General features: G+C 69.6%; 28 protein-coding genes. 14 read left to right on the top strand and 14 right to left on the bottom strand.

The window, feature by feature from the left end; all coding sequences use genetic code 11:
• The first annotated feature begins 19 nt into the window (after window positions 1-19).
• Together QN163_07615 and QN163_07610 are read left to right on the top strand one after the other, a co-directional pair.
• Window positions 20-1,135 carry an XdhC family protein gene (locus tag QN163_07615; protein ID MDR5683876.1) on the top strand — a complete coding sequence of 372 codons (1,116 nt, stop codon included), beginning with the start codon at window positions 20-22 and terminating at the stop codon, window positions 1,133-1,135.
• Window positions 1,132-1,734 carry a nucleotidyltransferase family protein gene (locus QN163_07610; GenBank protein MDR5683875.1) on the top strand — a complete coding sequence of 201 codons (603 nt, stop codon included), beginning with the start codon at window positions 1,132-1,134 and terminating at the stop codon, window positions 1,732-1,734. Before QN163_07615 ends, QN163_07610 begins: the two co-directional genes overlap by 4 nt.
• A gap of 7 nt (window positions 1,735-1,741) precedes the next feature.
• Here QN163_07610 and menC read toward each other — a convergent pair whose 3' ends face one another.
• Genes menC through QN163_07595 form a run of 3 tightly spaced genes read right to left on the bottom strand, consistent with a single transcriptional unit; the run spans window position 1,742 to window position 4,878 of the window.
• Window positions 1,742-2,848 (bottom strand): o-succinylbenzoate synthase, encoded by a 1,107-nt coding sequence (gene menC / locus QN163_07605; GenBank protein MDR5683874.1) that lies wholly within the window; start codon window positions 2,846-2,848, stop codon window positions 1,742-1,744.
• A 57-nt stretch (window positions 2,849-2,905) separates the two neighbouring features.
• On the bottom strand, window positions 2,906-3,751 hold the full coding sequence (locus QN163_07600; GenBank protein MDR5683873.1) for a GNAT family N-acetyltransferase: 846 nt from the start codon (window positions 3,749-3,751) through the stop codon (window positions 2,906-2,908).
• Window positions 3,736-4,878, bottom strand: a complete 1,143-nt coding sequence (locus tag QN163_07595; GenBank protein MDR5683872.1) for an adenosylhomocysteinase — start codon at window positions 4,876-4,878, stop codon at window positions 3,736-3,738. The genes QN163_07600 and QN163_07595 overlap by 16 nt, the downstream gene beginning before the upstream one ends.
• 91 nt (window positions 4,879-4,969) lie before the next feature.
• Here QN163_07595 and QN163_07590 point away from each other — a divergent pair, with 91 nt between their 5' ends.
• The 3 genes from QN163_07590 to QN163_07580 all read left to right on the top strand — a co-directional run bounded on the left by QN163_07590 (window position 4,970) and on the right by QN163_07580 (window position 6,943).
• Window positions 4,970-5,254 carry a GYD domain-containing protein gene (locus QN163_07590; protein MDR5683871.1) on the top strand — a complete coding sequence of 95 codons (285 nt, stop codon included), beginning with the start codon at window positions 4,970-4,972 and terminating at the stop codon, window positions 5,252-5,254.
• Between the two features lie 3 nt (window positions 5,255-5,257).
• Window positions 5,258-6,010, top strand: coding sequence for an SDR family oxidoreductase (locus QN163_07585; protein ID MDR5683870.1), 753 nt, complete (start codon window positions 5,258-5,260; stop codon window positions 6,008-6,010).
• A 99-nt stretch (window positions 6,011-6,109) separates the two neighbouring features.
• Complete coding sequence (locus tag QN163_07580) at window positions 6,110-6,943, top strand: cyclase family protein (GenBank protein ID MDR5683869.1); 834 nt, start codon at window positions 6,110-6,112, stop codon at window positions 6,941-6,943.
• A 79-nt stretch (window positions 6,944-7,022) separates the two neighbouring features.
• Here the strand turns inward: QN163_07580 and QN163_07575 are convergent, their stop codons facing one another.
• Genes QN163_07575 through QN163_07560 form a run of 4 tightly spaced genes read right to left on the bottom strand, consistent with a single transcriptional unit; the run spans window position 7,023 to window position 10,890 of the window.
• Complete coding sequence (locus QN163_07575) at window positions 7,023-8,798, bottom strand: adenine deaminase C-terminal domain-containing protein (GenBank protein ID MDR5683868.1); 1,776 nt, start codon at window positions 8,796-8,798, stop codon at window positions 7,023-7,025.
• Window positions 8,795-8,932, bottom strand: coding sequence for a hypothetical protein (locus QN163_07570; GenBank protein MDR5683867.1), 138 nt, complete (start codon window positions 8,930-8,932; stop codon window positions 8,795-8,797). The genes QN163_07575 and QN163_07570 overlap by 4 nt, the downstream gene beginning before the upstream one ends.
• Window positions 8,929-9,099: a hypothetical protein gene (locus tag QN163_07565; protein MDR5683866.1), complete on the bottom strand. Its 171-nt coding sequence runs from the start codon at window positions 9,097-9,099 to the stop codon at window positions 8,929-8,931. Before QN163_07565 ends, QN163_07570 begins: the two co-directional genes overlap by 4 nt.
• A 6-nt stretch (window positions 9,100-9,105) precedes the next feature.
• Window positions 9,106-10,890: an adenine deaminase C-terminal domain-containing protein gene (locus QN163_07560; GenBank protein ID MDR5683865.1), complete on the bottom strand. Its 1,785-nt coding sequence runs from the start codon at window positions 10,888-10,890 to the stop codon at window positions 9,106-9,108.
• A 98-nt stretch (window positions 10,891-10,988) separates the two neighbouring features.
• On the opposite strand from QN163_07560, the gene QN163_07555 reads away from it, so the two are divergent.
• Entirely contained in the window at window positions 10,989-11,657 is a 669-nt protein-coding gene (locus QN163_07555; GenBank protein ID MDR5683864.1) for an MBL fold metallo-hydrolase, read from the top strand.
• On the top strand, window positions 11,654-12,145 hold the full coding sequence (locus QN163_07550) for an inorganic diphosphatase (protein MDR5683863.1): 492 nt from the start codon (window positions 11,654-11,656) through the stop codon (window positions 12,143-12,145). Before QN163_07555 ends, QN163_07550 begins: the two co-directional genes overlap by 4 nt.
• A 31-nt stretch (window positions 12,146-12,176) precedes the next feature.
• Here the strand turns inward: QN163_07550 and QN163_07545 are convergent, their stop codons facing one another.
• The 6 genes from QN163_07545 to QN163_07520 form a co-directional block, all read right to left on the bottom strand.
• Complete coding sequence (locus QN163_07545) at window positions 12,177-12,428, bottom strand: hypothetical protein (GenBank protein MDR5683862.1); 252 nt, start codon at window positions 12,426-12,428, stop codon at window positions 12,177-12,179.
• 2 nt (window positions 12,429-12,430) lie between these two features.
• Window positions 12,431-13,900, bottom strand: coding sequence for a leucyl aminopeptidase (locus tag QN163_07540; protein ID MDR5683861.1), 1,470 nt, complete (start codon window positions 13,898-13,900; stop codon window positions 12,431-12,433).
• 77 nt (window positions 13,901-13,977) lie between these two features.
• A complete protein-coding gene (locus QN163_07535) occupies window positions 13,978-14,961 on the bottom strand; it encodes an ornithine cyclodeaminase family protein (protein MDR5683860.1) in 984 nt (327 codons plus the stop codon).
• 10 nt (window positions 14,962-14,971) lie between these two features.
• Window positions 14,972-15,802 (bottom strand): hypothetical protein, encoded by an 831-nt coding sequence (locus QN163_07530; protein ID MDR5683859.1) that lies wholly within the window; start codon window positions 15,800-15,802, stop codon window positions 14,972-14,974.
• A gap of 22 nt (window positions 15,803-15,824) precedes the next feature.
• Window positions 15,825-16,895, bottom strand: a complete 1,071-nt coding sequence (locus tag QN163_07525; GenBank protein ID MDR5683858.1) for a M42 family metallopeptidase — start codon at window positions 16,893-16,895, stop codon at window positions 15,825-15,827.
• A 17-nt stretch (window positions 16,896-16,912) separates the two neighbouring features.
• Entirely contained in the window at window positions 16,913-18,781 is a 1,869-nt protein-coding gene (locus QN163_07520) for a S9 family peptidase (protein ID MDR5683857.1), read from the bottom strand.
• 153 nt (window positions 18,782-18,934) lie between these two features.
• On the opposite strand from QN163_07520, the gene QN163_07515 reads away from it, so the two are divergent.
• The 6 genes from QN163_07515 (at window position 18,935) to QN163_07490 (ending at window position 25,188) form a co-directional block, all read left to right on the top strand.
• A complete protein-coding gene (locus tag QN163_07515; protein MDR5683856.1) occupies window positions 18,935-20,305 on the top strand; it encodes a dipeptidase in 1,371 nt (456 codons plus the stop codon).
• Window positions 20,306-20,354: 49 nt separating this feature from the next.
• Window positions 20,355-22,133, top strand: coding sequence for an NAD+ synthase (locus tag QN163_07510; GenBank protein MDR5683855.1), 1,779 nt, complete (start codon window positions 20,355-20,357; stop codon window positions 22,131-22,133).
• A 45-nt stretch (window positions 22,134-22,178) separates the two neighbouring features.
• Entirely contained in the window at window positions 22,179-23,138 is a 960-nt protein-coding gene (locus QN163_07505; GenBank protein MDR5683854.1) for an acyl-CoA thioesterase, read from the top strand.
• Entirely contained in the window at window positions 23,135-23,593 is a 459-nt protein-coding gene (locus tag QN163_07500; protein ID MDR5683853.1) for a small multi-drug export protein, read from the top strand. The genes QN163_07505 and QN163_07500 overlap by 4 nt, the downstream gene beginning before the upstream one ends.
• 161 nt (window positions 23,594-23,754) lie before the next feature.
• Window positions 23,755-24,216 carry an adenosylmethionine decarboxylase gene (gene speD / locus QN163_07495; GenBank protein ID MDR5683852.1) on the top strand — a complete coding sequence of 154 codons (462 nt, stop codon included), beginning with the start codon at window positions 23,755-23,757 and terminating at the stop codon, window positions 24,214-24,216.
• Window positions 24,217-24,288: 72 nt separating this feature from the next.
• Window positions 24,289-25,188, top strand: coding sequence for an AEC family transporter (locus QN163_07490; protein ID MDR5683851.1), 900 nt, complete (start codon window positions 24,289-24,291; stop codon window positions 25,186-25,188).
• 4 nt (window positions 25,189-25,192) lie between these two features.
• Here QN163_07490 and QN163_07485 read toward each other — a convergent pair whose 3' ends face one another.
• Window positions 25,193-25,468 carry a YggT family protein gene (locus QN163_07485; protein MDR5683850.1) on the bottom strand — a complete coding sequence of 92 codons (276 nt, stop codon included), beginning with the start codon at window positions 25,466-25,468 and terminating at the stop codon, window positions 25,193-25,195.
• 182 nt (window positions 25,469-25,650) lie between these two features.
• Between QN163_07485 and QN163_07480 the strand changes: the two genes are divergently transcribed.
• Window positions 25,651-25,875, top strand: coding sequence for a hypothetical protein (locus QN163_07480; protein MDR5683849.1), 225 nt, complete (start codon window positions 25,651-25,653; stop codon window positions 25,873-25,875).
• The last annotated feature ends 67 nt before the right edge of the window (window positions 25,876-25,942 follow it).

Here is a 25,942-nt window from a genome sequence, read left to right as displayed (position 1 = left end):
TCGATCCGGGGGAAGGGCGATGCGGGAACTGCGTGACGTGGTGGCAGCGATCCGTCGGACTCAGGCGAGCGGGCAGGCGTGTGCGCTGGCGACGGTCGTCGGGGCGCGGGGATCCACCTACCGGCGCGAGGGGGCGCGGCTGCTGGTCACCGCCACCGGCCACACCGTCGGCTCGATCTCCGGTGGGTGTCTGGAGGGCGACGTGCAGATCGTGGCCGAGGAGGTCATGCGCGACGGCCGGCCGCGGCGACTGCACTACGACCTGACAGCCGACGACGAAGCGGTGTGGGGCCTGGGACTCGGGTGCAACGGCGTCATCGACGTGCTGGTCGAGCGCATCGACGCCACGGAGCCGTCGCCGCAGGAGTTTTTGGCCCGCGCGGTGGAGAAGGGGGCATCGCTGGCGGTGGTCACAGTGATCGGCCCCGAGGACTCGCCGCACCTGGGCAGGCGGATCGTCTGGGAAGACGACCGCACCCATGCGGGCACGCTCGGCGACCCCTCCCTCGACCGCGAGGCCAGGCGGCTGGCGGCGAGGGCGCTGGCGTCCGGGCGCCCGTCCCGGGCGGAGATCGAAGGCATCGAGGTCTTCGTCGAACCAATCCAACCGCCGCCCCGCCTGGTCGTCTGCGGGGCGGGCCACGACGCGATCCCGCTGGTCCGCTTCGCTGATGCGGTTGGCTTCCGAACGGTGGTGCTCGACCGGCGCGAGAAGTTCCTGACGCCAGAGCGGTTTCCCGAGGCGCACGCGTTCGTCGTCACGGAGTTTCCGCGAGCGGCCGAGGAAATCCGACCCGACGACCGCACGTGTATCGTCGTGATGACGCACAACTACCTGCACGACCGCAATCTCGTCCGCTCCTTCCTGACCTGGCCGGAACCACCCGCCTACCTCGGCCTGCTGGGCCCGCGTCAGCGCACGGAGAAGATCCTGCGGGAGCTGGCAGACGAGGGCGTACGACCCTCCGAGGCACTGCGCGGCCGGATCTTCGCGCCCGTGGGGCTGGACATCGGCGCCGAGGGCCCCGAGCAGATCGCCGTCGCGATCGTGGCGGAGATCCTCGCTGCGCGCAGCGGGCGGGCGGGCGGCCATTTGCGCGAACGCCGGGCGGCGATCCACGCTGCGGCGACGTGACCGCACAAGCCGCCCCCGAAATCGTCTGCGTCGTCCTCGCAGCCGGGCCGAGCCGGCGGATGGGGCGCCCCAAGGTGCTCTTGCGCCTGTCCGGCATGAGTCTGGTGCGGCGCGCCGTCGAGGCGGCGCGGTCCGTCTGCCGGCGGGTGATCGTGGTCGTCGGGGCGGAGGCCGAGCGTGTGCGCAGGGAGCTGGACGGCCTGGACGTCGAGGTGGTCTACAATCCGCGCTACGCGGAAGGGTTGAGCGGGTCTGTGCGCCGGGGCGTGGAGGCGGCTGGATCTGTGCAGGCCGTACTGGTCACGCTCGCCGACCAGCCCCTGGTGACCGCGGACGATTTGCGCAGACTGGTTGCGGAGTACGAAGCCGGCGGGGTCCCCATCGTCGCGGCGTCCTACGGCGGCACCGTCGGTGTTCCGGCCGTCTTCGACCGATCGCTGTTCGGTGAGCTCTGCGCCCTGCACGGCGACGCAGGCGCCAAAGCCGTGATCGAGGCCCGCCGCAGCGACTGCCGCGTCGTGCCGATCCCGGCGGCATCCACCGACGTGGACACCCCAGGCGACTGGGAACGGCTGTTGAGCAGCCTCGCCGATCCCTGAGCCACCGTCAGGGGAAGGTCTGGCGCCGCAGCGTGACCTCCTCCACCCGCCGTCTGTCGACCCGGGGCGCGATCCCGATGTCGGAGGGGACGTCGATCGTACCGTCCGGATTGAGTTCGACCGGGGGATCGATCAGGTCCCGCTCGAAGTAACGGTCGCTGGCGGAGATGTCACCGGGCAACCGGAAGTTCGGCAGCGCCGCCAAAGCCAGGTTCAGCAGGCGGCCGATGCCGGTTTCGAGCATCCCCCCGCACCAAACCGGTACGCCGTGGGATTCGCACAGGTCGTGGGTCTTGACCGCGCGCGTGAGACCGCCCATGCGCCCCTGCTTGATGTTGACGACGCGGCACGAGCCGAGCTCGATCGCCTTCCGGGCGTCGTGGGGGTGCACGATCGACTCGTCCAGGCAGACCGAGGTGCGCAGGCGCGCCTGCAGCTTTGCGTGGTCCACGATGTCGTCTTCGGCCAGCGGCTGTTCGATCAGCAGCAGGTCGTACTCGTCCATAGCCTCGAACAGCGCAGCGTCCTCGAGCGTGTACGCGGAGTTGGCGTCGACCTGGAGGCGGAGGTGGGGAAACGCGCGGCGGACCTCACGCACGACCGGCACGTCGTAGCCGGGCTTGATCTTGATCTTGACCCGCCGGTAGCCCTGCGTGAGGAACGCCTCGATCCGGTTCAACAGGTCCGCGGTGCGGTGTTCGATGCCGAGGCTGACGCCGACTTCGACCTGTGTCCGCTCGCCGCCCACCGCCTGGGCGAGCGTGACGCCCTCGCGCTGACAGTACAGGTCCCACAGCGCTGCCTCCAGCCCTGCCTTGGCCATGTGGTTGCGGCGGATGTGCGAGGCGCGGCGGCTGAATGAGTTCGGATCCTCGATCTCTTCGCTGCAGACGATCGGGATCAAAAAGTCGCGCAGCACGTGCCAGGCGGTCTCGATCGTCTCCTCGTTGTACAGGGGCGCCGGCGACGCGACGACTTCCCCCCATCCCGTGAGGCCATCAGACCGCGCCGCGACGAGCAGGCAGCGTTTCACTTCCTCGCGGCCGAAGCTCGTCTCGAACGGAAACCGCAGCGGCATCTCGACCACGCGGAGCTCCACCGATTCGACGCGCATCCAGTCCCCCGGTTCAGGCCCACCGACCCTCTCCCTGGGAGCGGGTGGGGTGAGGGCTCACCCCTGTTGCAGAATGTAGAACCCGCTCTGCCTGGAGGGCACAAAGTCCACCGCCACGTACCCCCGCTGAAAGCACCGCTGGAACGCCTGCCGCGTGGCCAGCCGCCACGCCAGCGCCGCGTCCGGATCCTGGTCGCGCAGTGCGCGCAGCGCGCGCGGGATCTCGATGCGGACGACCGCGGCCCCGGGCTCGCCGACCTCGCCGGGCCGCCACCCCTCGGCCTGCAGCACCGGGGCGGCGTCCGCGGTCTGGCGGGCGACCCGGCGCCCGGCAAGCCGCCGGACCACCTCCGGTGCCCGAAGCCACCAGTCGACCTCGATGCGGTCGCTGGGCAGCCCCCGGTTGAGCTCGTCGTCCATCTCGCCGTAGTAGTCGACGTAGTAGCGTCGGGCCTCCGCCCCTAGCTTGTGCAGGTTGAAGTAGGCATTGAGGCTTTGGAGGGGATCGTACGTCCAGACCATGCGGCTGTACCCCTGTGCGATCGCCCACTCGCGCTGCGCGCACTTTAGTCGGTAGCCGACGTCGTGGGTCTGCCACGCCGGCAGCACACCGGTCATGTGCGAGCAGAAGACCGGCTCGCCGTCCCGGACCCCGGGGAAGCCGTAGCAGAACCCCACGAGTTCCTCCGCGGCGAAGGCGCCCAGGACCAGTCCGCCGTTGCGCACCGCCGCCAACAGCTGGTGGTAGGGCACGACCTCCCGGTCGCTCATTCCCCACACCTCGACCTGCAGCCGCTCGACGTCGCGCAGCCGATCTACGGAGTCCAGTGGCCGGATCCGCACGTCCTCCACGCCATCCATGATATCCATGTCCGCCGCGTTGGCGACTACGCCGTCGTCCACGGAAAGGCGGCCATCGCAGCCACCGATCGCTCCACGACCGTGGGCATGAGCTGCACGCCCGGCGGGTGTTCGGCGTGGTGGTCGAGCATGTAGCCGATGCCCTCCAGCATCAGCGCGGAGGTGACGTCGAAGGCGTCGTAGGGGTCGCCCGGTCCGGCCGCCAGGTTGAACATCGCGCCCTGGGCGAGCAGGTAGATCCGGCGGTCTCCGATTTCGATCTCCTCCAGGTGCGGCCGCACGGATCGGAGGGGGCAGCGGCGCAGCGCGTCGACGTCGATCTCGCGCGAGCTGTGCCCCGCGTTGAGGAGGAATGCTCCTTCCCGCAGCAGCGGGAAGTGTTCCTCGCGCACGACGCGTTCCCGGCCGGTGGCCGTGACGACGATCTCTGCCTGCGGGAGCGCCTCTTCGATGGTGGTCACCACGCAGCCGTTGTGGCGTGCGAAGATCTGCCGGGCAGGGTCGGGGTCGGCGACCAAGGGTACGGCGCCGAGCCGGCGGGCGTAGGCGGCGATGCCCTCGCCGACCAGCCCGTATCCGACGACGAGCACGCGCTTGCCGTACAGCGTCACCCTCGCCACTTCGAGGAACGTGTTCCAGACCGTGAGACCGACCAGGTAGCGGTTGTGCAGACCCTGCTTGAGCGGGAGGTCGTCCCAGTTGAACACGGGGAAGGGCAGCGAGAGCCCCTGGAGGCGGAGGATGCCGGTGCCGGTGGCCTCCATCCCGGCGCGCACCACCGAGGCGGCCTCCGGGTAGACCGTCACCAGCCGGTGCTGGACGTCCCCGCCCATCTCGCAGATGAACTGCGGGGACTGCGCGATGGCCCGGTCCACGGCGTCCAGTCGTTGCCGTTCGCTCATCCCGTACCGCGCGTCCACCTGCGCGCCGACGGCCGCCAGATACCGGACGACCTCGTCGCGGACGGTGAGCGGGTTGCAGGTGAGCACCACCGTCTGGGCGCCCGTCCGGACGACCGCTTCGACGACGGGCACGACCTTGATGTCGAGGTGGATCGAGAAGACGATCCGTACCCCGCGGAGGTCGCGCTCGGCGAACCGGCGGATTGCCTCCCGGGTCACGTGTATCTGTCGGTGCAGATAGGCGAGGTGCGTGCGAAAGTCGTCCAAGATGTCAACCTTTCGCGGCGCCACGGGCCAGGACTATAATGATCGCACCTTTCCGGCAAGTCAAAAAGCCAAACCTCCGGAGGTGAGCCACGTGGCCACGTTCATCATGCTGAGCCGCCTGACCGAAGCCGGCGCCGAGACCATCCGCAAGAACCCCGGGCGCATCCAGGAAGTGAACGAGGAGCTGGCCGGCATGGGCGTGAAGGTCCAGCAGCAGTACGCGGTGCTGGGCCCGTACGACTTCGTGAACGTCGTGGAGGCGCCGGACATCGCGTCGGTGATGCGGGCGTCGGTCGAACTGGCGTCGCGGGGGAGCGTGCACATCGAGACCCTGGCCGCGATGCCCCTGGATGAGTTCACGAAGCTGATCCGCTGAGCCGTGTTCGCGCTGGACGGGAAGGTCGCTCTGGTCACCGGCGCGACGTCGGGGATCGGAACGGCGATCTGCCGCGCGCTCCGCGAGCGGGGGGCGCGCGTCGTGCTGTCCGGCCGCCGCGTGGAGCGCGGCGAGGAACTGGCATCGCAGCTGGGGGCCGACAGCTGCTTCGTGCCGGCCGACGTGTCGGTTGAGGACGACGTGCGGCGGCTGGTCCAGGCGGCGGTGCAGTGGGGCGGAACGCTCGACATCCTCGTCAACAACGCCGGCGTACTGACCCGTCGCGTGCCGATCACGGAGGAATCGGAAAAGGACTACTACCGCATCACCGACGTCAACCTCAAGGGCGTGGTGCTCGCCTGCAAGCACGCGTTGCCGGTCATGGCCGCGCGCCGTCGGGGCGTTATCTGCAACGTGTCGTCGATCTCGGCGATCCGCGGTGTCGCCAATACGCCCCTGTACTGCGCGACGAAGGGAGCGGTGTCCGCGCTGACGCGCTCGCTGGCGGTCCGCCACGGTCCGGAGGGGATACGTGTGAACGCGGTCCTCCCCGGGTTCGTCCCGACCGAACTGAACGCAACCGTCTGGCAGCGCTGGACGGAGCGGGAGTGGAGGGAACGCGCGGCCGCCTACCCGCTGCGGCGGCTGGGCAAACCGGAAGACGTCGCCGCAGCCGTCGTGTTCCTGTGTTCGGACGAGGCGGGCTGGATCACCGGCGCGGAACTGATCGTGGATGGCGGTGTGAGCGCTTTGTAGGGGCCCTCACACCAGCCCTTTTGCGGAAAGAGGGCCGGTCGTCAGGTGGGAGTCCGTGACTTCGGGTACAGGCGACTTGACCGAAGGGGGTGGTGTGAGATGTGCGGACCGATGGTCATGGAAGCGGTGGATCGAGTGGTGGGCCGTCGGGAGTTCCTCCGGACGGCCGGCGCTGCTGTGGTGGCCGCGCTGGGCACGCAGTGGATCGGCGCCTCCGAGGCGCTGGCGGCGCCGATGCTCGGACGGGTCAGCAACGTCCGCGACCTGACGCACACGTTGAAACCGACGTTCCCGTCCTTCGGCGGCTCCCCGGTGTTCAAGTCCGAGGTGGCCGTCACGGTGCGGCGCGACGGCTACTACGGGCTGAACATCAGCTACTTCGAGCACATCGGCACGCACATGGACGCCCCGGCGCACTTCGGTGAGGACGCGCGCACCGTCGAACAGCTGCCGCCTTCGAGTCTGATCGCCCCGGTTGCGGTGGTCCACGTGCACGAACGCGCCGCGCGGGACCCGGACACACGGCTGACCGTGGACGACATCCGCGCGTGGGAGCGGCGCTACGGCCGCCTGCCGCGCGGCGCGGCGGTATTCATGCACAGCGGGTGGGAGTCGCGCGTGGGCAGTTCCCGGCAGTTCCGCAACCCGGACGCGTCGGGTGTCATGCACTTCCCCGGCTTCCACCCCGACGCGGCGGCGTTCTTGCTCCACGAACGCCAGGTGGTTGGCATCGGGGTGGACACGTTGAGCCTGGACTTCGGTCCCTCTCAGGATTTCAGGGTGCACACGACGTGGCTGCCGGCCAACCGGTGGGGGTTGGAGAACCTCGCCAACCTGGCCCGCATCCCTCCCAGCGGCGCCTGGGTGTTCGTCGGCGCGCCCAAGGTCGCCGGCGGTTCGGGCGGCCCCTGCCGGGTGTTCGCCGTGTGGTAGGCGGAAGCGGCCTGCTGTCCACGGCACCGCGGACGACTGCTGGGCCGGAGGGTGCTCGACGGGCCGACAACAAACGCACCTACTCGAACAACGGGACGATCTGCATCTGGGGAACGAGCACGAGCCCGCGGTCGGTGAGCCGGATCTGGGGGATGACCGACAGCGAGATCAGGTTGAAGCCCATGTAGGGCAGGGTGCAGCCCAACTCGGTCCACACGCGCTTGAGATCGGTCGTCTCCCTGGCGACCTCCGCGGCGCGCTTGTCAGACATCAACCCCGCGATGGGCAGCGGAACGGCCGCCAGCACCTTGCCCTGGCGCACGGCACAAACCCCTCCGCCCTGACGCCGAACCGTCTGCAGCGCGGTCCGCATGTCGTCTTCGGAGGTGCCGGCGACGATCAGGTTGTGGGCGTCGTGCCCCACGCTGCTCGCCACCGCTCCGTCGCGCAGCCCGAAGCCCCGCAGCAGGCCGTGCGCGACCCCGCCGCCCCGCCCGTGGCGCTCGACGACCGCGACGAAGCACAGATCGTGGCGCGCCAGCAGCTGTGACCAGGGTCCCGGCCCGAGTTCAATCCGCTCGTGGTGCAGCAGGATCCCGGGGGCGGGCCGCATGACGTTGGCGGTGCGCGGCCGATCCGGTGCCGCGGGCACCAGGTGCGGATCGTCGTCCAACCGAATCGTCCGGTACGCCTCCGCGGGATACCGGTAGCGCGCCCCGACGGCGGCTTCCAGCGCCTCCGTCGTCTCGCCCTCGTCGACGGCGAGCACCCCGCCGTACCAGGTCTTCCGGACCCTGAAGGCGTCGTCGAGCAACACCACGTCCGCCCTCCGGCCGGGCGCGAGCACCCCGACCTCGGCGTCGAGGCCGTAGCGGGTGGCGGGGTTGAGGGATCCCATGCTCCAGGCGACCTCCGGCCGGACGCCCGCCGCGATCGCCTGCCGCACCACCCAGTCCAGGCCGAACCCGAACAGGTCGTCGGCGTCACGGTCGTCGGTGCATACGCACACCCGCTGGGCGCTGGCGCCCATCTCGGTCACGACCCGGATCGCGTCTGGCAGGCTGTGCCAGGGCGTCGTGGGTGGTCCGCCGCGCACGAACAGCCAGACACCCGCTTCCAGTAGGTCTTCGGCGATCTGCGCGTCGATGGCCTCGTGCGTGTCGGTGACCCCGCTGGCGGTGTACGGGGTCACGAATTCTCGGCCGTAGACGTGGCCGCACACCGGACGCCCGCGGCGGAGGGCTTCCGCGAGGATCGCGTGGCTGCGGTCGTCGCCCTGGACGACCTGCACGAAGTCCATCTTCTCGCCCAGGGCCACCGCCTCGGGCCAGCGGTCGAAGACCGCGCCGATCTTGTCCGGTCCGAGGTCGCCGCCGGCGGTCTCCAGAGCGGCGGAGGTGGCCGGGACGGTACTGGGTACCGTGAGGTAGACGGACAGCGCCGCCTGCCGCCCGTCCTGAAGCATCCACTCCACGCCTTGGAGGTCGCAGACGTTGGCGATCTCGTGGCTGTCGCAGAAGACGGTCGTCGTGCCGTTGCGCAGCGCCGCCTCGGCGTAGGCGCCCGCCGTCATCATGCTGCTCTCGATGTGCACATGCGGATCCACCAGCCCGGGTGCCAGCGTGCCGTCGCAGTCGACGACGGCCGCGCCGTCGCCCGAGAACGTACCGCGCGGCCGGACCGCGGCGATGCGGCCGGCGCAAATCCAGATCTCGCGGTCGGGCAGAGTGCGCTGGGTGGAGGTCGACAGCAGGCGCGGCGCGCGCAGTACCCGTTCCGGCGGCTCCCGTCCAGCCGCTACGGCCGCCAGCCTCCGGGTGACGGCGTGCAGCGGAGGAACGGACAGCCGGTTCATGGACAGCCTCCGTGTTCTGGATGCTCCGTGCGCGAGGCCGCGCTGATCCGGCGCCGGTCGACCACCGCCTCGGCAACCCACGGCGAGCCCTCGAAGATCCAGCCGAGCGCGCGGACGAACGCGCCCCGGCTCATGCGGTTGATCTCCCGCAGTAGGAAAGGAGGAGCGCCTCGCCCAAAGCTTGGAGGGTCAGGGCGATCGCGAACAGGCGGTCTCTTTCGATCCGGTACACGTTCACGTCGGCCTTGCCGTGGCGCGCATAGGCGATCCCGATCGAGGGACAGGGCGCCTGGGCGGCCATCGTGCACTACTTGGCCCGGTCCGGCGGTGAGTCCTGCTCCGCGGACAGCATCTCGCGGGGCAGGATCGAGCGGCCCGCCTTGACGTCCCACAGCCCACGGTAGGTGAGGCGCAGGTCCGGCAGGGAGTCGAACGGCAAAAACATCAGCGTGTACGGTACATCGTGGTGCGGGTAGCCGCGCGCGGCGAGCAGCTCGGTCAGCCGTTCGATCCGGTCGGCGACCTCGTCGAACGGCTGCGGTCCGGCCATCCCGATGTGGGGCAGCGGGAATTCGAACACCGTCCGGCCGCCTTCCACGAGCACCACCCCGCCGCCCAGTTCCAGCACGCGGCGGGTCGCAGCGGCCATGTCGTCGGGATCCTGTCCGTATACCAGGATCTCGTTGGCCACGTTGTAGGTCGAGGCGAGCCCTCCCAACCGGCGGACGAAGTTCACCAGCGCCGTGCGCACGATCCACCGCGCGCGATGGTCCAAAAGCGCAACCAAAACCACTCCTTCTGGCAGGTCGGCAAGCCCGTCGCGCACGCGCAGCGTCAGGTCCTCACGCCGCGTGATCACGGGGTTCTCGAGCCGGATGGCGGGAACGGAGAGCGTCCGACCCTCGCCGCGGAGCACGAACCACTCCGGACGCGGATGCCACGCGGGGGCATAGCGCGCCGGGAAGTAGCGCTCCCACTCGATCTGGGGGAACGGCGCGAGCACCCTTCCCGCCTCCGCGGCGATCTGCCCCTTCGCGACGACGAGTTCCGGCGTCGGGTCTTCCAGGGAGCGCAGCACCAGCAGGTCCGCCAGGCGGCCGGGCGCGACCGTCCCAATCTCCTCGTCGAGCCCGTAGTAGGTGGCCGGGTTCATCGTCGCCATCGCGTACGCGCAGATCGGCGGGATGCCGCCGTGCATGGCGACGCGGACCAGACCGTCCATGTACCCGTACCGCCGGATGAATGCAGGATCCGCCCCGTCGGCGGTCATCATCACCCGCCCGATGGCCGGTCCGGCGCCGAGGGCGACGACGGCGAGCTCGGGCAGATCTCGGCGCAGCGAGGAGTGCCGCAGCATCACGTACAGGCCGGCGCGCAGACGTTCGCGGGCCTGGTCGGTGTCGATCGCCTCGTGGTCCGACGACAGCCCGGCGGCGACGAGGGCCTGCAGACGCGCGTACGACACCCCGGGGTTGTGGCCTTCCGCACGCTTGCCCGCCCGGCGCGCCCGCTGAACCTTGCGCAGCAGAGACTCGTCTCCCCGGTACAGGTCAGCCCAACGGGTGACCTCGCCGACCGTCACGACCGAGGCCAGCGGCAGAACGGTCTCCAGCAGGTCCAGCTCGAAGCGATCCTCGTCCGGACTGTGGGCCTGCGGGTGCAGCCGCAAGAACCACAGGAACTGAACGGGCATCCGGTTGAAGATCTCCAAGAACTCGCCCCACAATCCCGGATCGGCGTGTGACAGCAAGAACAGCGTGTCGGCAACGACCGTCGTCGTGCCCGTGCGCAGCAGCGCTCGGGCGTACTCGACTGGGTTCGCCATCGGGGCCGGGTGGCAGTGGGGCTCGATGTAGCCGGGGGCCACGATCTTCCCGGTGCAGTCCACCACGCGCGTCTGGGGGCCCACCACCGGCCGGTCGGGGCCGACGTAGGCGATGCGACGTCCGGCGACTGCGACGTCGCCGGGGCGGATCTCACCCGACTGCACGAGCAGGACCTGGCCACCGACCAGCGCCAGGTCGGCAGGCCGTTCTCCGCGCGCGACGGCCATGAGGGTCTGGATCTCGTCGAGGGAACGGTGGGTCCACATGGGAACAGTGTATCCGACGGGACGGCCGGCGGCGGGCGAGGAGAGCGAGCGGTCGGCGGGGAATCGTTAGACCGAGAACCGAGGAAGGGGGCGGAGCCATGAAGATCACCTACTTCGGCCACGCGTGCTTCCTCCTGGAGACCAAGGAAGGGACGCGCATTCTCATCGATCCGTTCAACGAGCAGGTCGGGTATCCGATCCCGCGGGTTGAAGCCGACCTGGTGCTGATCAGCCACGAGCACTTCGACCACAACCACCTTCCGATGGCGGCGGGCTCGCCGAAGGTGATCCGCGGCCTGGCCAACGACGGACGGGACTTCGCGGAGGTCTCGGAGACGTTTCGCGACGTCAAGATCTCGGCCATTCCCACGTACCACGACGAGACGCAGGGTTCGCAGCGCGGCAAGAATGCGATGTTCTGCATCGAGGGCAACGCCGTGAAGGTACTGCATGCCGGCGACCTGGGGCACGACCTGGACAACGCGGCAGCGCGGGCGGCCCGCAACCCGGACATCCTGATGATCCCAGTAGGTGGCCACTACACGATCGACGCGAAGACCGCCGACTCGGTCATCGACCGACTCCGGCCGCGGGTCGTGATCCCCATGCACTACAAGACCGAGGTCAACGGGGACTGGCCGATCGCCACGCTCGACGGTTTCCTGCAGGGCAAGAGGGGCATCACGCGCGTCGGCCACCGGGTGAAGGCGCTGCCGCTGCCCGACCAGCGGGAGGTGTGGGTGATGGACTGGAAGGAGAAAGCTTGAAGAACACGACGGTGCTCGCCCGCGTCGAGATCCCCAAGGGGAGCCGGAACAAGTACGAGATAGATCCCGCGCACGGCGGGATCCGGCTCGAGAGGGTTCTGTACTCGCCGCTGCACTACCCGGCCGACTACGGATACATCGAGGAGACGGTGGCCGAAGACGGGGACCACCTGGACGTCCTGATCTTCACCTACGAGCCGACGTTTCCTGGGTGCCTGGTCGAGGTCCGGCCGATCGGCGTGCTGGACATGCGCGACGAGAAGGGCAGGGACCAGAAGGTGCTGGCCGTACCCGTCGGCGACCCGCGCTTCGCCGGGATCTACGAGCTGGAGCACGTCCCTCCGCACTTCCTCAAGGAGGTCGAGCACTTCTTTGCCGTGTACAAGAACCTCGAGCGCAAGCCGGTAGAGATCTACGGGTGGGAGGGTGCGGGATCCGCGCAGCGGCTGATCGAGGAGGCCCGGCGGCGCCTGGCCGACAACCGGTAGGGCCGGGCGCCCGTTCGACCTCGCCGCATCGTCATCGGCGCACGGCCCGCGCCCGATGGAGCGCGTACACGGCGATGCCCAGCCAGATGGTGTTCACGAAGGCGGAGGGAAACGCCCCGTAGTACACGCTGTTGATCCCCAGCAGGACGCTGCCGAAGGCGTTCAGCAGCTGGTAGGGCACCGAGGCCCCGCCGAGGCGGCGGGTGGAGACGAGAGCGTACGCCGCCAGCAGCGCGGCCGCGCCGGTCCAGCCGATCACGTCGACGAGCGGGTGGCCGCGCATCCCTACGCCGACAGCAACCACCGCAGCAGGGTACGCACCCCGAAGCCGGTGGCGCCCCTGGGCAGGTGCGGCGCTTGCCCTTCGGACTTGTCGAGGAAGGCCGGGCCGGCGATGTCGAGGTGGGCCCAGGGGCGGCCACCGGTGAACTCGCGCAGGAACGCTGCGCCCTTCTGTGCGCCGCCGTACCGCCCCCCGGAGTTCTTCAGGTCCGCGACGTCGCTGCGCATCGCTTCTGCGAACTCCTCGTACAACGGCAGCTCCCAGATGCGCTCGCCCGCCGCCTGTCCGGCGCGGATCAAGTCCCCCACGAGCGCCCGGTCGTTGCCGATCACCGCTGCCGCGTGGTGGCCGAGCGCGACCATCGCCGCGCCGGTCAGCGTGGCGAGATCCACGATGGCGTCGGGGTTGTGCCGGACGACGTAGCTGAAGCAGTCGGCGAGGACGACGCGGCCCTCGGCGTCCGTGTTGTTGATCTCGATCGTCTTGCCGTTCATCGCGCGCACGATGTCGCCCGGCTTGAACGCCGCCCCCCCGAGCATGTTCTCGACGGCGCCGACGACCCCGTACACACGGTGCCGCACGTCGAGCGTCGGCAGCGCCCGCATCGCCGCCAGCACCGCCGCCGCGCCCGCCATGTCGGACTTCATCGTCTCCATCCCCTCGTGCGTCTTGATGTCCAGGCCGCCGGCGTCGAACGTCACGCCCTTGCCGACCAGCGCATAGGTCTTCTGGGTGCGGTGCGGCCGGTATTCCAGGACGATCATCTGCTGCGGCTGGCGGCTGCCCTGCCCGACGGCAAGGATGCCACCGGCGCCCATGCGCCGCAGCTGTTCTGGACCGTAGACGGTAAGGCGCAGGCCGGTCTGACGGGCGATCGAACGTGCCGTCTGGGCGAGCGAGGTGGGGGTGACCTCGTTGGGCGGCCCGTTGACGAGGTCGCGCGCAAAGCACGTGGCCTCGGCCATCACCCGCGCACGCTGCAGGGCGCCCTGGGTCTGCCGGTTGCGCGGTGCGAGGATCTGCAGGTGCTCGATGCGCGGCTCGTCGGACTTCTTGTAGGCCTCGTATCGATACGCACCCAGATGGGCACCCTCGACGATCGCCGCAGCGCTGTCGCGCGGATCGATGCCCGGACACCACACCGCCAGACGCCTCGCCCGCAGCGTGCGCGCCTCCCGGGCGGCCAAGGCGGCCGCGCGCCGTACGCCGTCGGCGCGTTCGTGCCCCTCTGTGGGCGCGCCCATGCCCACCAGCAGCATGCGTCCGGTTGCCGCCTTGCCGTGCGTGAACAAAAGCAGCGTCCTGTCGCGCCTGGCCATGTAGTCCGCGGGCCGAACCGCGTCGGCAATCCAGCCGCCGAGCGCGCGGTCCACGTCGGCCAGGGCAGCCAGCGGGTCGCCCTCTTCGAGCAGCACCGCCAAGACGTCCGCGCGTACCTCGTTCCAGCTCGATGCGGTCGTCGTGACTTCCACCAGGTCACCTCCGTTGGCTTCGGTGCTCGGTCCCTCTCGCCGGACCCTGTTCCCAGGACAGGCGGAGGAGGTGGCGCTCAGGAACCGAGATCGAAGCGGCGGCCGATGTCGCCGGCGATCGCGTTGTCGTAGGCGAGCTTCGCAGCGGCGATGTCCTCCAGGGCGATCCCCTGGGAGGCGAACAGGGTGATCTCGTCCGGCGACGCACGGCCCACCACCCGTCCGGCCACCACGTCCGCCAGCTCGATCGCACTCCCCCAGGCGAACGCACCCTCGGAAGCCGCCCAGATCAGGTCGCCGCACTCGACCCTCGCCTGCGCCAAGTCGTCGACGGCGACCCGCGCCGCCCGCCGCACCGCCTCCGCGTCGAGTTCACGGCGGTTGGCCCAGTTCACCCCCGCGGCGTTGACGTGCATCCCAGGCTCTAACCACTCTCCCAGCAGCACGGGATCGCGCGAAGAGGTGATCGTGCAGACGATGTCGGCCTCCCGCACTGCCCCCTTTGCCGACGGCGCGGCCTCGACGGGGACGCCGAGCCGCTCGGACATCTCGGCCGCGAAGCGCTCGCGTCGCTGGGGCGTCCGGCTGTAGACTGTGGCCCGCTCGATCGTGCGCACGGCACACACGGCCTCCAGTTGTGTCCGCGCCTGCCACCCGCTGCCCAGGATCGCCACGGCGAACGCGTCCGGGCGGGCCATACATCGGGTCGCCAGCCCCGTGGCCGCCCCGGTGCGGCGCTGGCCCAACACGTCCGCCTGCATCAGCGCCAACGGCGTGCCGTCGGTTCGGTACAGGTGGACGACGAACCGTGCGCCCCCTGGGCCGGTGGTGTAGGCCTTCAACCCCATGACGCCCCCCGCGTCCCAGGCGGCGGACATGACGTGCAGCACGCCGCCGGCCGCCGCCACCACCCGGGTCCGCGGTTGGTTCGTGGCTTCGCCGGCCGCCTTGGCGCGGAAGGCGTCCTCCAAGGTGCGGATCAGGTCCGGCATGGGGAGCAACGCCGCGACCTCGGCCTCGGTGAGCAACAGCAGACCTCGGCCTTCCGAAGCGTCCGTCATCTGCGCAGGGTCAACGCGGCCCCATCGCGATCTCTAAAACTGCCGAGATCCGGGAAGGGGCGGGTCCCTGCACGGAGACGAACGCATCCCATCGCGCCCGCAGCTCCGTGCTCTCGGCCGTCCACAGGCCCAGCAGCGAGCCCGTCCAGGGGGGAACGTCCGGGTCGATCGCCGCGCGGTCCAGGTAATCCAGCGACGCGTCGAGGAAGTCGCGGATCTGCTGGGCGTCGATGGCGGGTCCGTAGAAGGGCTGGCGGGCGATTTCCTCGTACAGCGCAACCAGCACACGCGTTGCGGCGGCGAGGACGGACAGTGACCGGATGTCGTGCCAGCGCGCCTGGATGTTTGTGGAGGCGGGGTCAGCCTCTCGGACCAGACGCATCTCGCTCATCCAGCCGTCGGCGACAGCGGCAAAACGCACGGCGGCCCGTCGGATCTCCTCTCCGGCATCCGCGCGGTCGAACGCCTCGTTCCCGACGGCGATCACGGTTTCCGTGACCTTGGCGGCGTACGGTGGCGTTACGATGCGCGGCATCAGCACGTCCCGCTCGTACAGACCCCGGGCGACCAGCGGCAGGTTGCCGCGCGTGATGCGGTCGGGCAGCGCTTGCCGGTAGCGGTCCTGCATCCGGCGGCCCCGTGCGCCGAGGACCTCGGCGACCAGGCGTGCCGGCACATAGACGCCCCCCAGCCACAGGATCACTGCGAAGAACCAGCGGTGCCATCCCAGGACCGCAGCGGTCGCGAGCGCGCCGGCCAGGCACAGCGCCAGCATCCACAGTCCGAACCGCCGGCGTCCGTCGGCCGTCGCCAGGCTGTCGAGCAGACCGGAGGCGTTCATCGTGGGGCCTTCGGCGGTTCGGTCACGCTGCGATCCGCTCCACGGTTGCGCGGTCCAGTCGCTGGATGAGGGCGACGCACAGGCGGACGGCGTTGTCGAAGTCGTCGCGGTGCAAGATCGCGTTGTGGCTGTGGATGTAGCGCACCGGCGCGCCGATCACGATGGAGGGTACGCCGGTGCCGAAGACGTGGATCTTGCCCGCGTCGGTGCCACCGCGCGCAACGTGGTCGAACTGGTAGGGGATGCCCTCCGACTCAGCGATCTCGATCACCAGGTCGCGCAGCCGCACGTGGGGGATCATGGAGCCGTCGTACAGGAAGATGACCGGCCCCCGCCCCAGCTTTCCCTGCGCCTCGTCCGGTTTGATCCCCGGCGTGTCGCCGGCGATGCCCGTGTCCAGCGCGATGCCGATGTCGGGCTGCACGAGGTGGGCGGTGGTCTGCGCGCCGCGCAGTCCCACTTCCTCCTGGACGTTGCCCACGCCGTAGACGGTGTTGGGGTGGTCGATGTCCTGCAGGGCCCGCAGGATCTCGATCATCGCCGCGCAGCCGAACCGGTTGTCCCACGCCTTGGCCATCAACAGCCTGTCGTTGCGCATAACGGTGAACGGTGTCGTGGGCACGATCGGATCGCCCGGGCGGATGCCAAACCGCTGCGCCTCCTCGCGATCGGACGCCCCGACGTCGATGTACAGGTCCTTGATCTCGACGGCCTTCTTGCGCTCCTCTTCCTGCAGGATGTGCGGCGGCTTGCTGCCGATCACCCCCAGCACGGGGCCCCGGCGCGTGAGCACCTGCACCCGCTGGGCCAGCATCACCTGGGACCACCACCCGCCCAGCGTCTGGAACTTCACGTAGCCTTCGTCGGTGATGCGGGTCACCAAGAAGCCGATCTCGTCCATGTGCCCGGCGACGATCACCTTGGGTTGTGCGGCGCTTCCTTCCTTGCGGGCGACGATGCTGCCCAGGCGGTCGTGGAGGATCTCGCCGAGGGGGCTCAGGTACTTGTGCATCACCTGCCGCACCGGCTCCTCGAACCCGGGCACGCCGGGCGCCTCGGTGATCTCGCGCAGCATCTGCATCGTGTCGTACATCTGCAAGCCTCCCCGGCTCAGGGCCGTCCCAGGTGCTTGCTCAGGAAGTCCGCGGTCCGGCGGAACGCGTCGATCTGGTTCTCTCGCCGGGCGAACCCGTGTCCCTCGTCGTCGTAGATCTTCGCCTCGGCCACGCCGCCGGCCTCTCGTACCGCCTCGACGATCTGCCGGGTTTCTTCCGGAGGGCAGCGGATGTCGTTGGCGCCGGCGAGCAGCAGCAGGGGCGCGCGGATGCGGTCGACGAAGAAGATCGGCGACCGCTCGCGCCACAGCTCGGTGTCCTCCTCGGGGTCTCCCATCATCATCCGGTCGTACGCCTGCAGCGTCGGATCCTCGTTCTGGTACTCGGTGAACCAGTTGGCGAACGGGACGATTGCCACGCCCGCGGCCCACACCTCCGGGTACTTCGTCAGCGCCATCAGCGTCATGTAGCCGCCGTACGAACCGCCCATCACCGCGATCCGCCGGGGGTCCACGTAGCCGGTCTGTCGGAGGAAGTCCGCGGACGCGACGACGTCGCGCAGGTCGCCGCCGCCGAGGTCGCGACGGTTGGACTCCTCGAACGGCCGGCCGAACCCCGTCGACCCCCGGTAGTTGGGTGCGATCACGACGAAACCGTGCGACACCAGGTACTGGAGGTTGGGGAACCAACCGTTGCTGTGCTGCCAGGCGGGCCCCCCGTGCACGTAGACGATACCCGGACAGGTCCGGTCGGGTTCGGCGTTGGGCGGCAGGTAGACGAACGCGGCGATTGGCGTCCCGTCGAACGACGGATATGTGACGAGCTGTGGCACCACGAAGTGGTCCGGCGTCAATCCGCCCACGAGCGATTGGCTGATCTGTCGAACCTCGTCCGTCCGCAGGTCGTAGACCCAGATCTCCGGGGGGCTGCCGGCCGACTCGTAGAGCAAGGCGACGCGCCCACCGTCCGGCGAGAACCGCGCCGTGCCGTGCGTGAGCACGCCCGGGGGCAGCGGGATTCGGACTTCGTGGTCTCCCAGATCGCGGACGAAGACGTGGTGCGTGCCCGCCTCGTTGCGGTAGTAGACGTACCGCTCCTCGACCGGGGAGACGCACACGACGTAGGTCTCCCACTCCGAGGCGGTCAGCCAGCGGATCGCACCCGTCGCCACATCGAGCAATCCCGCGGTGTCGCATTCCCAGGGGGTGCGGTTGGAGACGATGAACAGGCCCCTGCCATCGCGCGTCCAGTCGACCGCGTACGTCGCGGTCGTCTCGTCGATCGGCACGAGCACGCGTTCCTCGCCTGATCTCAGGTCCAGCACGGTCACGCCGGTGTGGTGGAAGTCCCGCGTCCTTACCAGTGCCAGGTGGCGGCCGTCGGGGCTGCTGCGGAGGTGGATGCACTCGCCGGTCTCGTTGCCGGCCACGCGCTCGACGTCACCGGTCTGCGGGTCGAGGAGATAGACCATGTAGGCGCCGGGGGCTTCGCGTTCGGCGGAAAACAACAGCCGGCCCTGGCGCGGCAACCATTGGATCGCGTGGTACGCGACACCTTCAGTGTTCGTGACGTTGCGCGCCGGGCCGCCGGTGGGCGGCAGCAGGTAGATGTTGGGCTTCTCGTTGCCGCCGACGTCCTGTGTGTAGACGAGCCAGCGGCCGTCCGGCGCCGGGTCCTCCAGGTGCGTCCACTCGTCGGACACCGTGATCTGGATCGGCCACCCGCCGTCCGCACCGACGCGCCAGATGTTGTACCGTCCGGTGATGTTCGTCTCGAAGTAGATGTCTGTGCCGTCGGGCGACCAGCGCAGCGCGGTCACCCGGCGGGCGTGGTAGAGCGTCTGCACATCGAGCGGTTGCGCCCCGGCCCTCCGGGCGCTGCGCAGCGGGTCGCTCTTGAGGTTCGCGGCGGGAGTGGGGATCATGCGTCCACCTCCCTTACTATGTACGCCGCCCGCCGCAGCCGCAACGGGTGCCCAACGTCCGGCGGGCAGCAGGCGGCGCGGGCAGGGGGAGCGAATCCAACCCTGGCGCGGGCATGGGGGCGACCCGCGGTTGCCACACGGGGAGGACCGGCGATGGAGGGAGCATTTGCCTACGCGCAGGACAACCGCGACCGCTTCCTGCGGGAGTTGGGGGAGTGGCTGCGGATCCCCAGCATCAGCGCGCTTCCCGAACACGCAGCCGACTGCGAGCGCGCCGCACAGTGGCTCGCCGACCACCTCAAGCGGATCGGGGTGAGGAAGGTCGAGGTCGTACCGTCCGACCGACGCCATCCCCTCGTGTACGCAGAGTGGATGGGCGCCCCCGGCGCGCCCACGGTGCTGGTGTACGGGCACTACGACGTGCAGCCGGTGGATCCCCTGGACCTGTGGGCGTCTGCGCCGTTCGAGCCGGTCGTGCGGGGCGAGAACCTGTACGCGCGCGGGGCGTGCGACGACAAGGGGCAGGTCTTCGCCACGGTGAAGGCCATCGAGGCGTTGCTCGCCACCGACGGGCTGCCGGTCAACGTCAAGTTGCTCGTCGAGGGGGAAGAAGAGAGCGGGGGCGTCGAGGTCGCTGCCTACGTGTCGCGCCACAAGCGTCGTCTGCGCGCCGACTGCGCGTTCGTGATGGATTCCGGGTTCTTCGCTACTGGCGTGCCGGCGATCACCGTCGGCCTGCGCGGCATCCTCTACACCGAGATCGAGATGCAAGGCCCGACCACGGACCTCCACTCCGGTGTGTTCGGCGGCGCGGCGCCGAATCCGTTCCACGAGATGGTGCGCGTGCTGGCGTCGCTGCGGGACCGCAAGCACCGCATCCGCATCCCCGGCTACTACCGGACCGTGCGGGATCCCAGCGAAGCAGAACTGCGCTCGTGGCGCGAGCTGCCGGTGGACGAACGGGAGTGGATGCGGGCCATCGGCGTGCAGGGGACGCTCGGTGAGGAAGGCCGTTCCCTGTGGGAGCGCCTGTGGTCGCGCCCGACGCTGGAGATCCACGGGATGGGCGGTGGATTCGTCGGACCCGGTGCCAAGACCGTGCTGCCGGCTCGGTGTCTGGCCAAGGTGAGCATGCGGCTGGTCCCCGACCAGAACCCAGACCGGGTGTTCCGGGCCTTCGAGAGGTACGTCCGCAAGAACACGCACCCCGTCTATCGGGTCGACGTCCGCAAGCTGCACACGGGCAGGCCGTGGGTGATCTCTCCGGAGGTGCCGGCGGTACAGGCGGCCGCCCGGGCGTGGACGGACGCGTACGGGGCGCCCACGCGGTTCATCCGCCAGGGGGGTTCGGTGCCGGTGGTGGACCTGTTCGCGCGGCTGCTGGGCCAGCCCGTGGTCGTCACCGGCTTCGGGCTGCCCGACGACAACGTGCACGCCCCCAACGAGAAGGTCAACCTGCCGCTGATGTGGCGTGGGATCGAGGCGGTGGTCCGGTTCTTCCACTACGTGAAGGCTGCCGGCTAGGGCCCGCCGCTCTGGCCCCCGACCCTGGGCCTTTGTATTGTCTAGGGGGATGAGGACGCTGCGCGTCGCGATGGCCCAGATCAACCCGGTCGTCGGCGACCTGGAGGGCAACACCCGCCGGATCGTCGAACGGATCGGGCACGCCCGGTCCGCGGGCGCGCACGTCGTCCTGTTCCCCGAACTCGCGGTCACCGGCTACCCGCCCGAGGACCTGCTGCTGAAGCCCGACTTCGTCGAGGCCAACCTGCGTGCCATGCAGGAGATCGCGCGGCACGCCCGCGACGTCGTCGCCGTGGTCGGGTTCGCGGACCGGCGGAACCACCTCTACAACGCGGCTGCGGTCTGCGCGGAAGGGCGCATCGCGGGCGTCTACCACAAGCGGCTGCTGCCCAACTACGGCGTCTTCGACGAGAAGCGCTACTTCGCCCCGGGGGAGGTGGCTCCGGTGTTCCACCTGGGCCGCGTTCCCGTCGGCGTCAACATCTGCGAGGACATCTGGTTCCCCGACGGCCCGTGCGCGCTGCAGGCCAGGGCGGGCGCGCTGGTGGTGTTCAACATCAACGGGTCCCCGTATCACCGCGGCAAGTGGCGGGAGCGGGAGGAGATGTTGCGCACACGCGCGCGGGACTGCGGCGTGGTGGTCTGCTACCTGAACATGGTCGGCGGCCAGGACGAACTGGTCTTCGACGGTGCGAGTGTGGTGTTCGACGCCCAGGGCAGGCTGCTGGTGCGCGGCCCCCAGTTCGAGGAAGCCCTCATCCTCTGTGACATCGACGTCGCCGCCGCACGTCGCGGGCGCGCGCGGCGCACCGCCTTCGACGAGAGTGACCGGTTCGTCCCCGACGCGGGGCACCTGACGCCGGTCGTCGCGGTTCCGCAGCCCAATCGCCCCGCGCAACCCGCGGTGGAGCCCGTCGTGCACGAGCCGTTGGCGGACCTGGACGAGGTGTACAGGGCGCTCGTGCTCGGGACCCGCGACTACGTCCGCAAGAATGGATTTGGGCGGGTGTTCGTCGGGTTGTCGGGCGGGGTCGACTCATCGCTGGCCGCGACGATCGCCGCCGACGCGTTGGGGCCCGAGGCCGTGACCGGCGTGGTGATGCCATCGGCGTACACATCGCCCGACAGCGTGCGGTTCGCCGAAGAGCTTGCCCGCGCCCTGGGTATGCGGACCATCACGATCCCCATCGGCGGCATCTTCGAAGCATACCTCCGGGCACTGCAGGACACGTTCGCCGGGACGGCGGAGGACGTCACCGAGGAAAACATCCAAGCACGGATCCGCGGCAACCTGTTGATGGCGCTGACGAACAAGTTCGGCGGCATCGTGCTCACCACCGGCAACAAGAGCGAGCTGAGCGTGGGCTACGCGACGCTGTACGGCGACATGGCGGGGGGGTTTGCGGTTCTGAAGGACGTTCCGAAGACGCTGGTGTATGCGCTCGCGCGCCACCGCAACGCGCGCGGGCGGGTGATCCCCGAGGGTGTGCTGACCCGGGCTCCGACCGCCGAACTCCGGCCGAACCAGACCGACCAGGACACCCTCCCGCCGTATGACGTCCTCGATCCGATCCTGGAACGCTACGTGGAACACGACGTGCCGCCCGAGGAAATCGTGCGCGCGGGGTTCGACGCAAATACGGTGGCCAGGGTCGTGAGGATGGTCGACCGCAGCGAGTACAAGCGCCGCCAGGCCCCGCCCGGGATCAAGATCACGCCGAAGGCCCTCGGGCGCGACCGCCGCCTGCCGATCACGTCCTGGTACCGTGGCTGGGTGCGGATCGAACAGACGGTGGAAGGCACGGCACCCAGGCTCGACAGCCAATAGCGGGCCGTCACCGACCGTCTGCCGACCGTCGACCGGGGAGGTTGCATGTCCCGGACCGTAAACATCGCCCAGACGCGCGCCGAGATGGTCCAGATCGTCTTCCCCGAGCACATCAACGTCCGGGGCTCGCTGTACGGTGGGCGGATGATGGCGTGGATCGCAACTGCCGGCACGCTTGCGGCATCGCGGCTGAGCCGAGGGATGGTCGTGCTCGGGGCCATGGACGACTTGGACTTCCTACATCCGGTGCTGCTCAGTGACATCGTGACGCTGGACGCCGTGGTCACCGACGTCGGCCGGTCGTCCATGGAAGTCGACGTCGTCGTGCACGCCGAGATGCCCACCACCGGCCAGCGGCACCGGACGACGACCGCCCACCTGGCGTTCGTGGCCGTGGACGAGGGCGGCCGCCCGCGGCCGGTGGGCGTGCGCATCGTGCCCGAGGGCGACGAGGAAGAGCGGATGCACGCGCTGGCCAAGCAGCGGCGCGAACGGCGGTCGTCGCGTATCGCGGCGCACCGCAGACCGCCGGAGGAGGGCGACAGGCCCACACGCCACTTCCTGGAGGTGTGCCGGATCGTGTTCCCGGAAGACGCCATCGCCGGGAATCTGATGTTTGCGGGCAGCGTGATGATGGATCTCGACCAGGTCGCGTCCATCGTCGCGCTGCGGTACGCCCGCGGCCCGGTGGTGACCGCATCGGTGGACGCGCTGGACTTCGTCCACCCCATCCGCGTCGGTGAGATCGTGCACTACCGGGCGGCCCTCAACGCCGTCGGCCGGACCTCGATGGAGATCGGCGTGCGCGTGCTCTCCGAGAACCCGCTTACCGGCGAGATCGCCCACACCTGCAGTACGTTCGTGACGATGGTCCACATGGACTTCGAAGGCCGGCCCCAGCCGCTGCCGCCCTACGAACCCCAGACCCCCGAGGAGCGCCGGCGCTGGGAGGAAGCATCCGCCCGCCGGCAGGTGCGCGCGGCGCGGCTGGCGGCGGCCCGGTGACGCAGTTGCTGTGGATCGCCTCGCTCAGCCTGGTCCCGTGGATCGAGCTGCGGGGTTCGATCCCGCTGGGGATCGCCCGCGGGTTTGCCCCGCTCGAGGTCTTCTTCGTCTGCACGGTCGTCAACCTGCTCGTCATCGTCCCGGGGTGGTTCGCGCTGGAGTGGTTCTACGAGCGCTGGTTCTCCCGTATCGGGTGGGTCCGGCGGCAGGTGGAGCGCGTCCGCGAGAGGGGCAGATCCTACGTGGAGCGCTACCAGCTGCTGGGGCTGACGCTGTTCGTCGCCGTGCCGCTGCCGGGCACGGGCGCGTACTCCGGGACCCTGGCCGCCTGGCTGCTCGGCCTGCCGCGCGCAAAGTCCTGGCTGGCCGTCGCCGCGGGCGTAGTGCTCGCCGGGATCGCAGTGACCCTCGCCTCGACCGGCGCGGTGGCCGGGTGGCGCCGGCTGTTTCCCTAGCGACGAATCGACCGGCCCGAGCGGACCTTGACCTGCCCTGCCGATTGCCCGTAGCATGACTGTTGATTCCATACGGTCCCTGGGCGCGGCGTCTGCGCCTGGGGATGCGTCTGTTTGGGGGTCGAGATCACGCGCGCGAACGCGAAAACCGGGGGCCGCCGATGGACACGGTGGGACACCACTACATCGTCGAGGCGTCGGGTTGCGACCCCGACGTCATCAGCAAGGTGGAACGCGTCGAGCAGATCCTCACCCGGGCGGCCCAGGTCGCCGAGGTCCAGATCTGGGCGATCTCCTTCCATCGGTTCACCCCCGTGGGCGTGAGCGGCGTGGTCGTGATCTCCGAGTCCCACCTGTCGGTCCACACCTGGCCGGAGACCGGTTACGTCGCCTTGGACATCTACACCTGCGGGGATGACGCCAAGCCGGAGGAGGCGGTGGAGTACGCCCTGCGGGAGTTCGGTGCTAAGAACGTACACATCACGGAAGTCACCCGCGGCCTCGACGAGGGCGATCGCGTCTACTTCCACAGCATCATCACCTGGGAAGAGGAACTGCCCAGCCCCGACGGCAAGTCCGGTCGCGCCAAGGCCCGGAAGAAAAAGGTCGCTGCGCCGAGATAGCGGGATACGCTCCGTCGCCGCCGCGGGCCTGCTGCGGACCAGGGCCGACGGCCTTCGGCGGTCTGCCGGCACATGTTTCTCGTCAACGTCATCGCGCCCGTCCTCCTGCTGATCGGGGCGGGGTTCGCGCTCGGGAAGCGGCGCGCCGTCGAGGTGTCGTCGCTCTCGTCCGTCGCGATGTACCTGTTCACGCCGGCACTCGTCCTGGACTCGCTGCTCAGGTATCCCTGGGGCGAGGGCGACGGCAGGGCCCTGATCGCGTTCGCACTCGTGCACCTGCTCTTGCTGCTGATCGTGGGTCTGGGCACGGCAGCTGCGTTGCGGCTGCGGGGAGCGGAGCGGTCGAGTTTCTTGCTTCCGGTGGTGATGTACAATGCCGGCAACTATGGCTTGCCCGTCTGCCTGTTCGCCTTCGGCGAGCAGGGCTTTCGGTTGGCGGTCTTCGTCTTCGTCGCCAACGCGACCGCGGGCGCCATCCTGGGCGGGCTCATCGCGGCGTGGGGTGTCGCCGGTGGTCTTCGACGGGCCGTGGGAAGCGTGCTGCGGCTGCCGCTCCTGTACGCGTCGGTCGGCGCAGGACTGGCGTCGGCCGCGGGTTGGACGTTGCCGGACGCTTTGGCGCGTTCGGTCGCCGTGCTGGGCGCTGGTGCGATCCCGCTGCTGCTCGTCACCCTCGGGATCCAGCTCTCGCAGGCAGAAAGCGTCCGATACTCTCCCGAGCTGCTCGCCGTGGGCATCCTGCGGCTGGGCGTCGCGCCGCTGATGGCGATCGGGGTGGCGGCCGCCATGAACCTGACCGGCCTCGCCCGCAGCGTCGCGATCGTGCAGAGCGCGATGCCGGCCGCCGTGAACGCGTTCCTCTTCGCCGCGGAGTTTCGGTGCCGGCCCGCGTTCGTGGCGAGCGCGGTCTTTGCAACCACCGCGGCCAGTTTCGTGACGGTCACCGCCGTACTGCGGTTGCTCGTCGGCTGACCCCCTACAAGCCCGACACCGCGGCGATCAGGGTCCCCAGGACCAGGCGCCGCACCACCTCCAGCAGCACCAACGCCACGATCGGAGAGATGTCGATCATCGCGACCGGCGGGATCACGCGGCGCAGGGGTTCGAGGACGGGATCGGTCAGGCGCACCAGCAACTGCACGATCGGATTGCGCGAATCGACGCCGGGAAGCCAGCTCATGAGGACGCGGGCCAGGAGAACGAGGTTGTACACGTAGAACGCGCGGTCGACGAGGAAGATGAGTTCGTTCATGACGGCTCGTCCGCTCCCGCGATGAGGATACCGCCCATCGCAGATCGACGCCAACGGCTTGCGCGTCGCACAGGACGGAACCGGCTCACCGCTCTCTTCGTAATTGTGGGAAGATGGAGGCCACGACGGGGCCGCCGGACGCCCGCCGGCACCCGGCCTGCCGATTCCATGATCCGGAGGTGATGCCTGTGCGTCTGCTGACGCTCGTGACCCTGATCCTGGCGGTGTCCGTGGCGCCGGCGTTCGGCCAGGAGTATCCGAACGTCGCCAACCTCAGGCCGTTCTCGCCGGAGGCGAACTTCATGTCGCTGCCCGGTTACCTCCGCTGGTTGGTCTTCCAGCAGACCGGGCAGTGGATCTCCTACGCGGAGGCGTCGCGCGTCGTCCGCCAGCAGCAAGGCCAGTAGGGAGCGGTCCCGATCGGACGGACCGTCTGTGCGAGGGGATCCGCGGGGCGGATCCCCTCCTGTCATT

The organism is Armatimonadota bacterium, assembly GCA_031432545.1.
GTDB classification, from domain to species: domain Bacteria; phylum Sysuimicrobiota; class Sysuimicrobiia; order Sysuimicrobiales; family Sysuimicrobiaceae; genus Caldifonticola; species Caldifonticola tengchongensis.
Note: the sequence above shows the minus strand (reverse complement) of the source record. Positions and strands in the feature narration are given on the sequence as shown.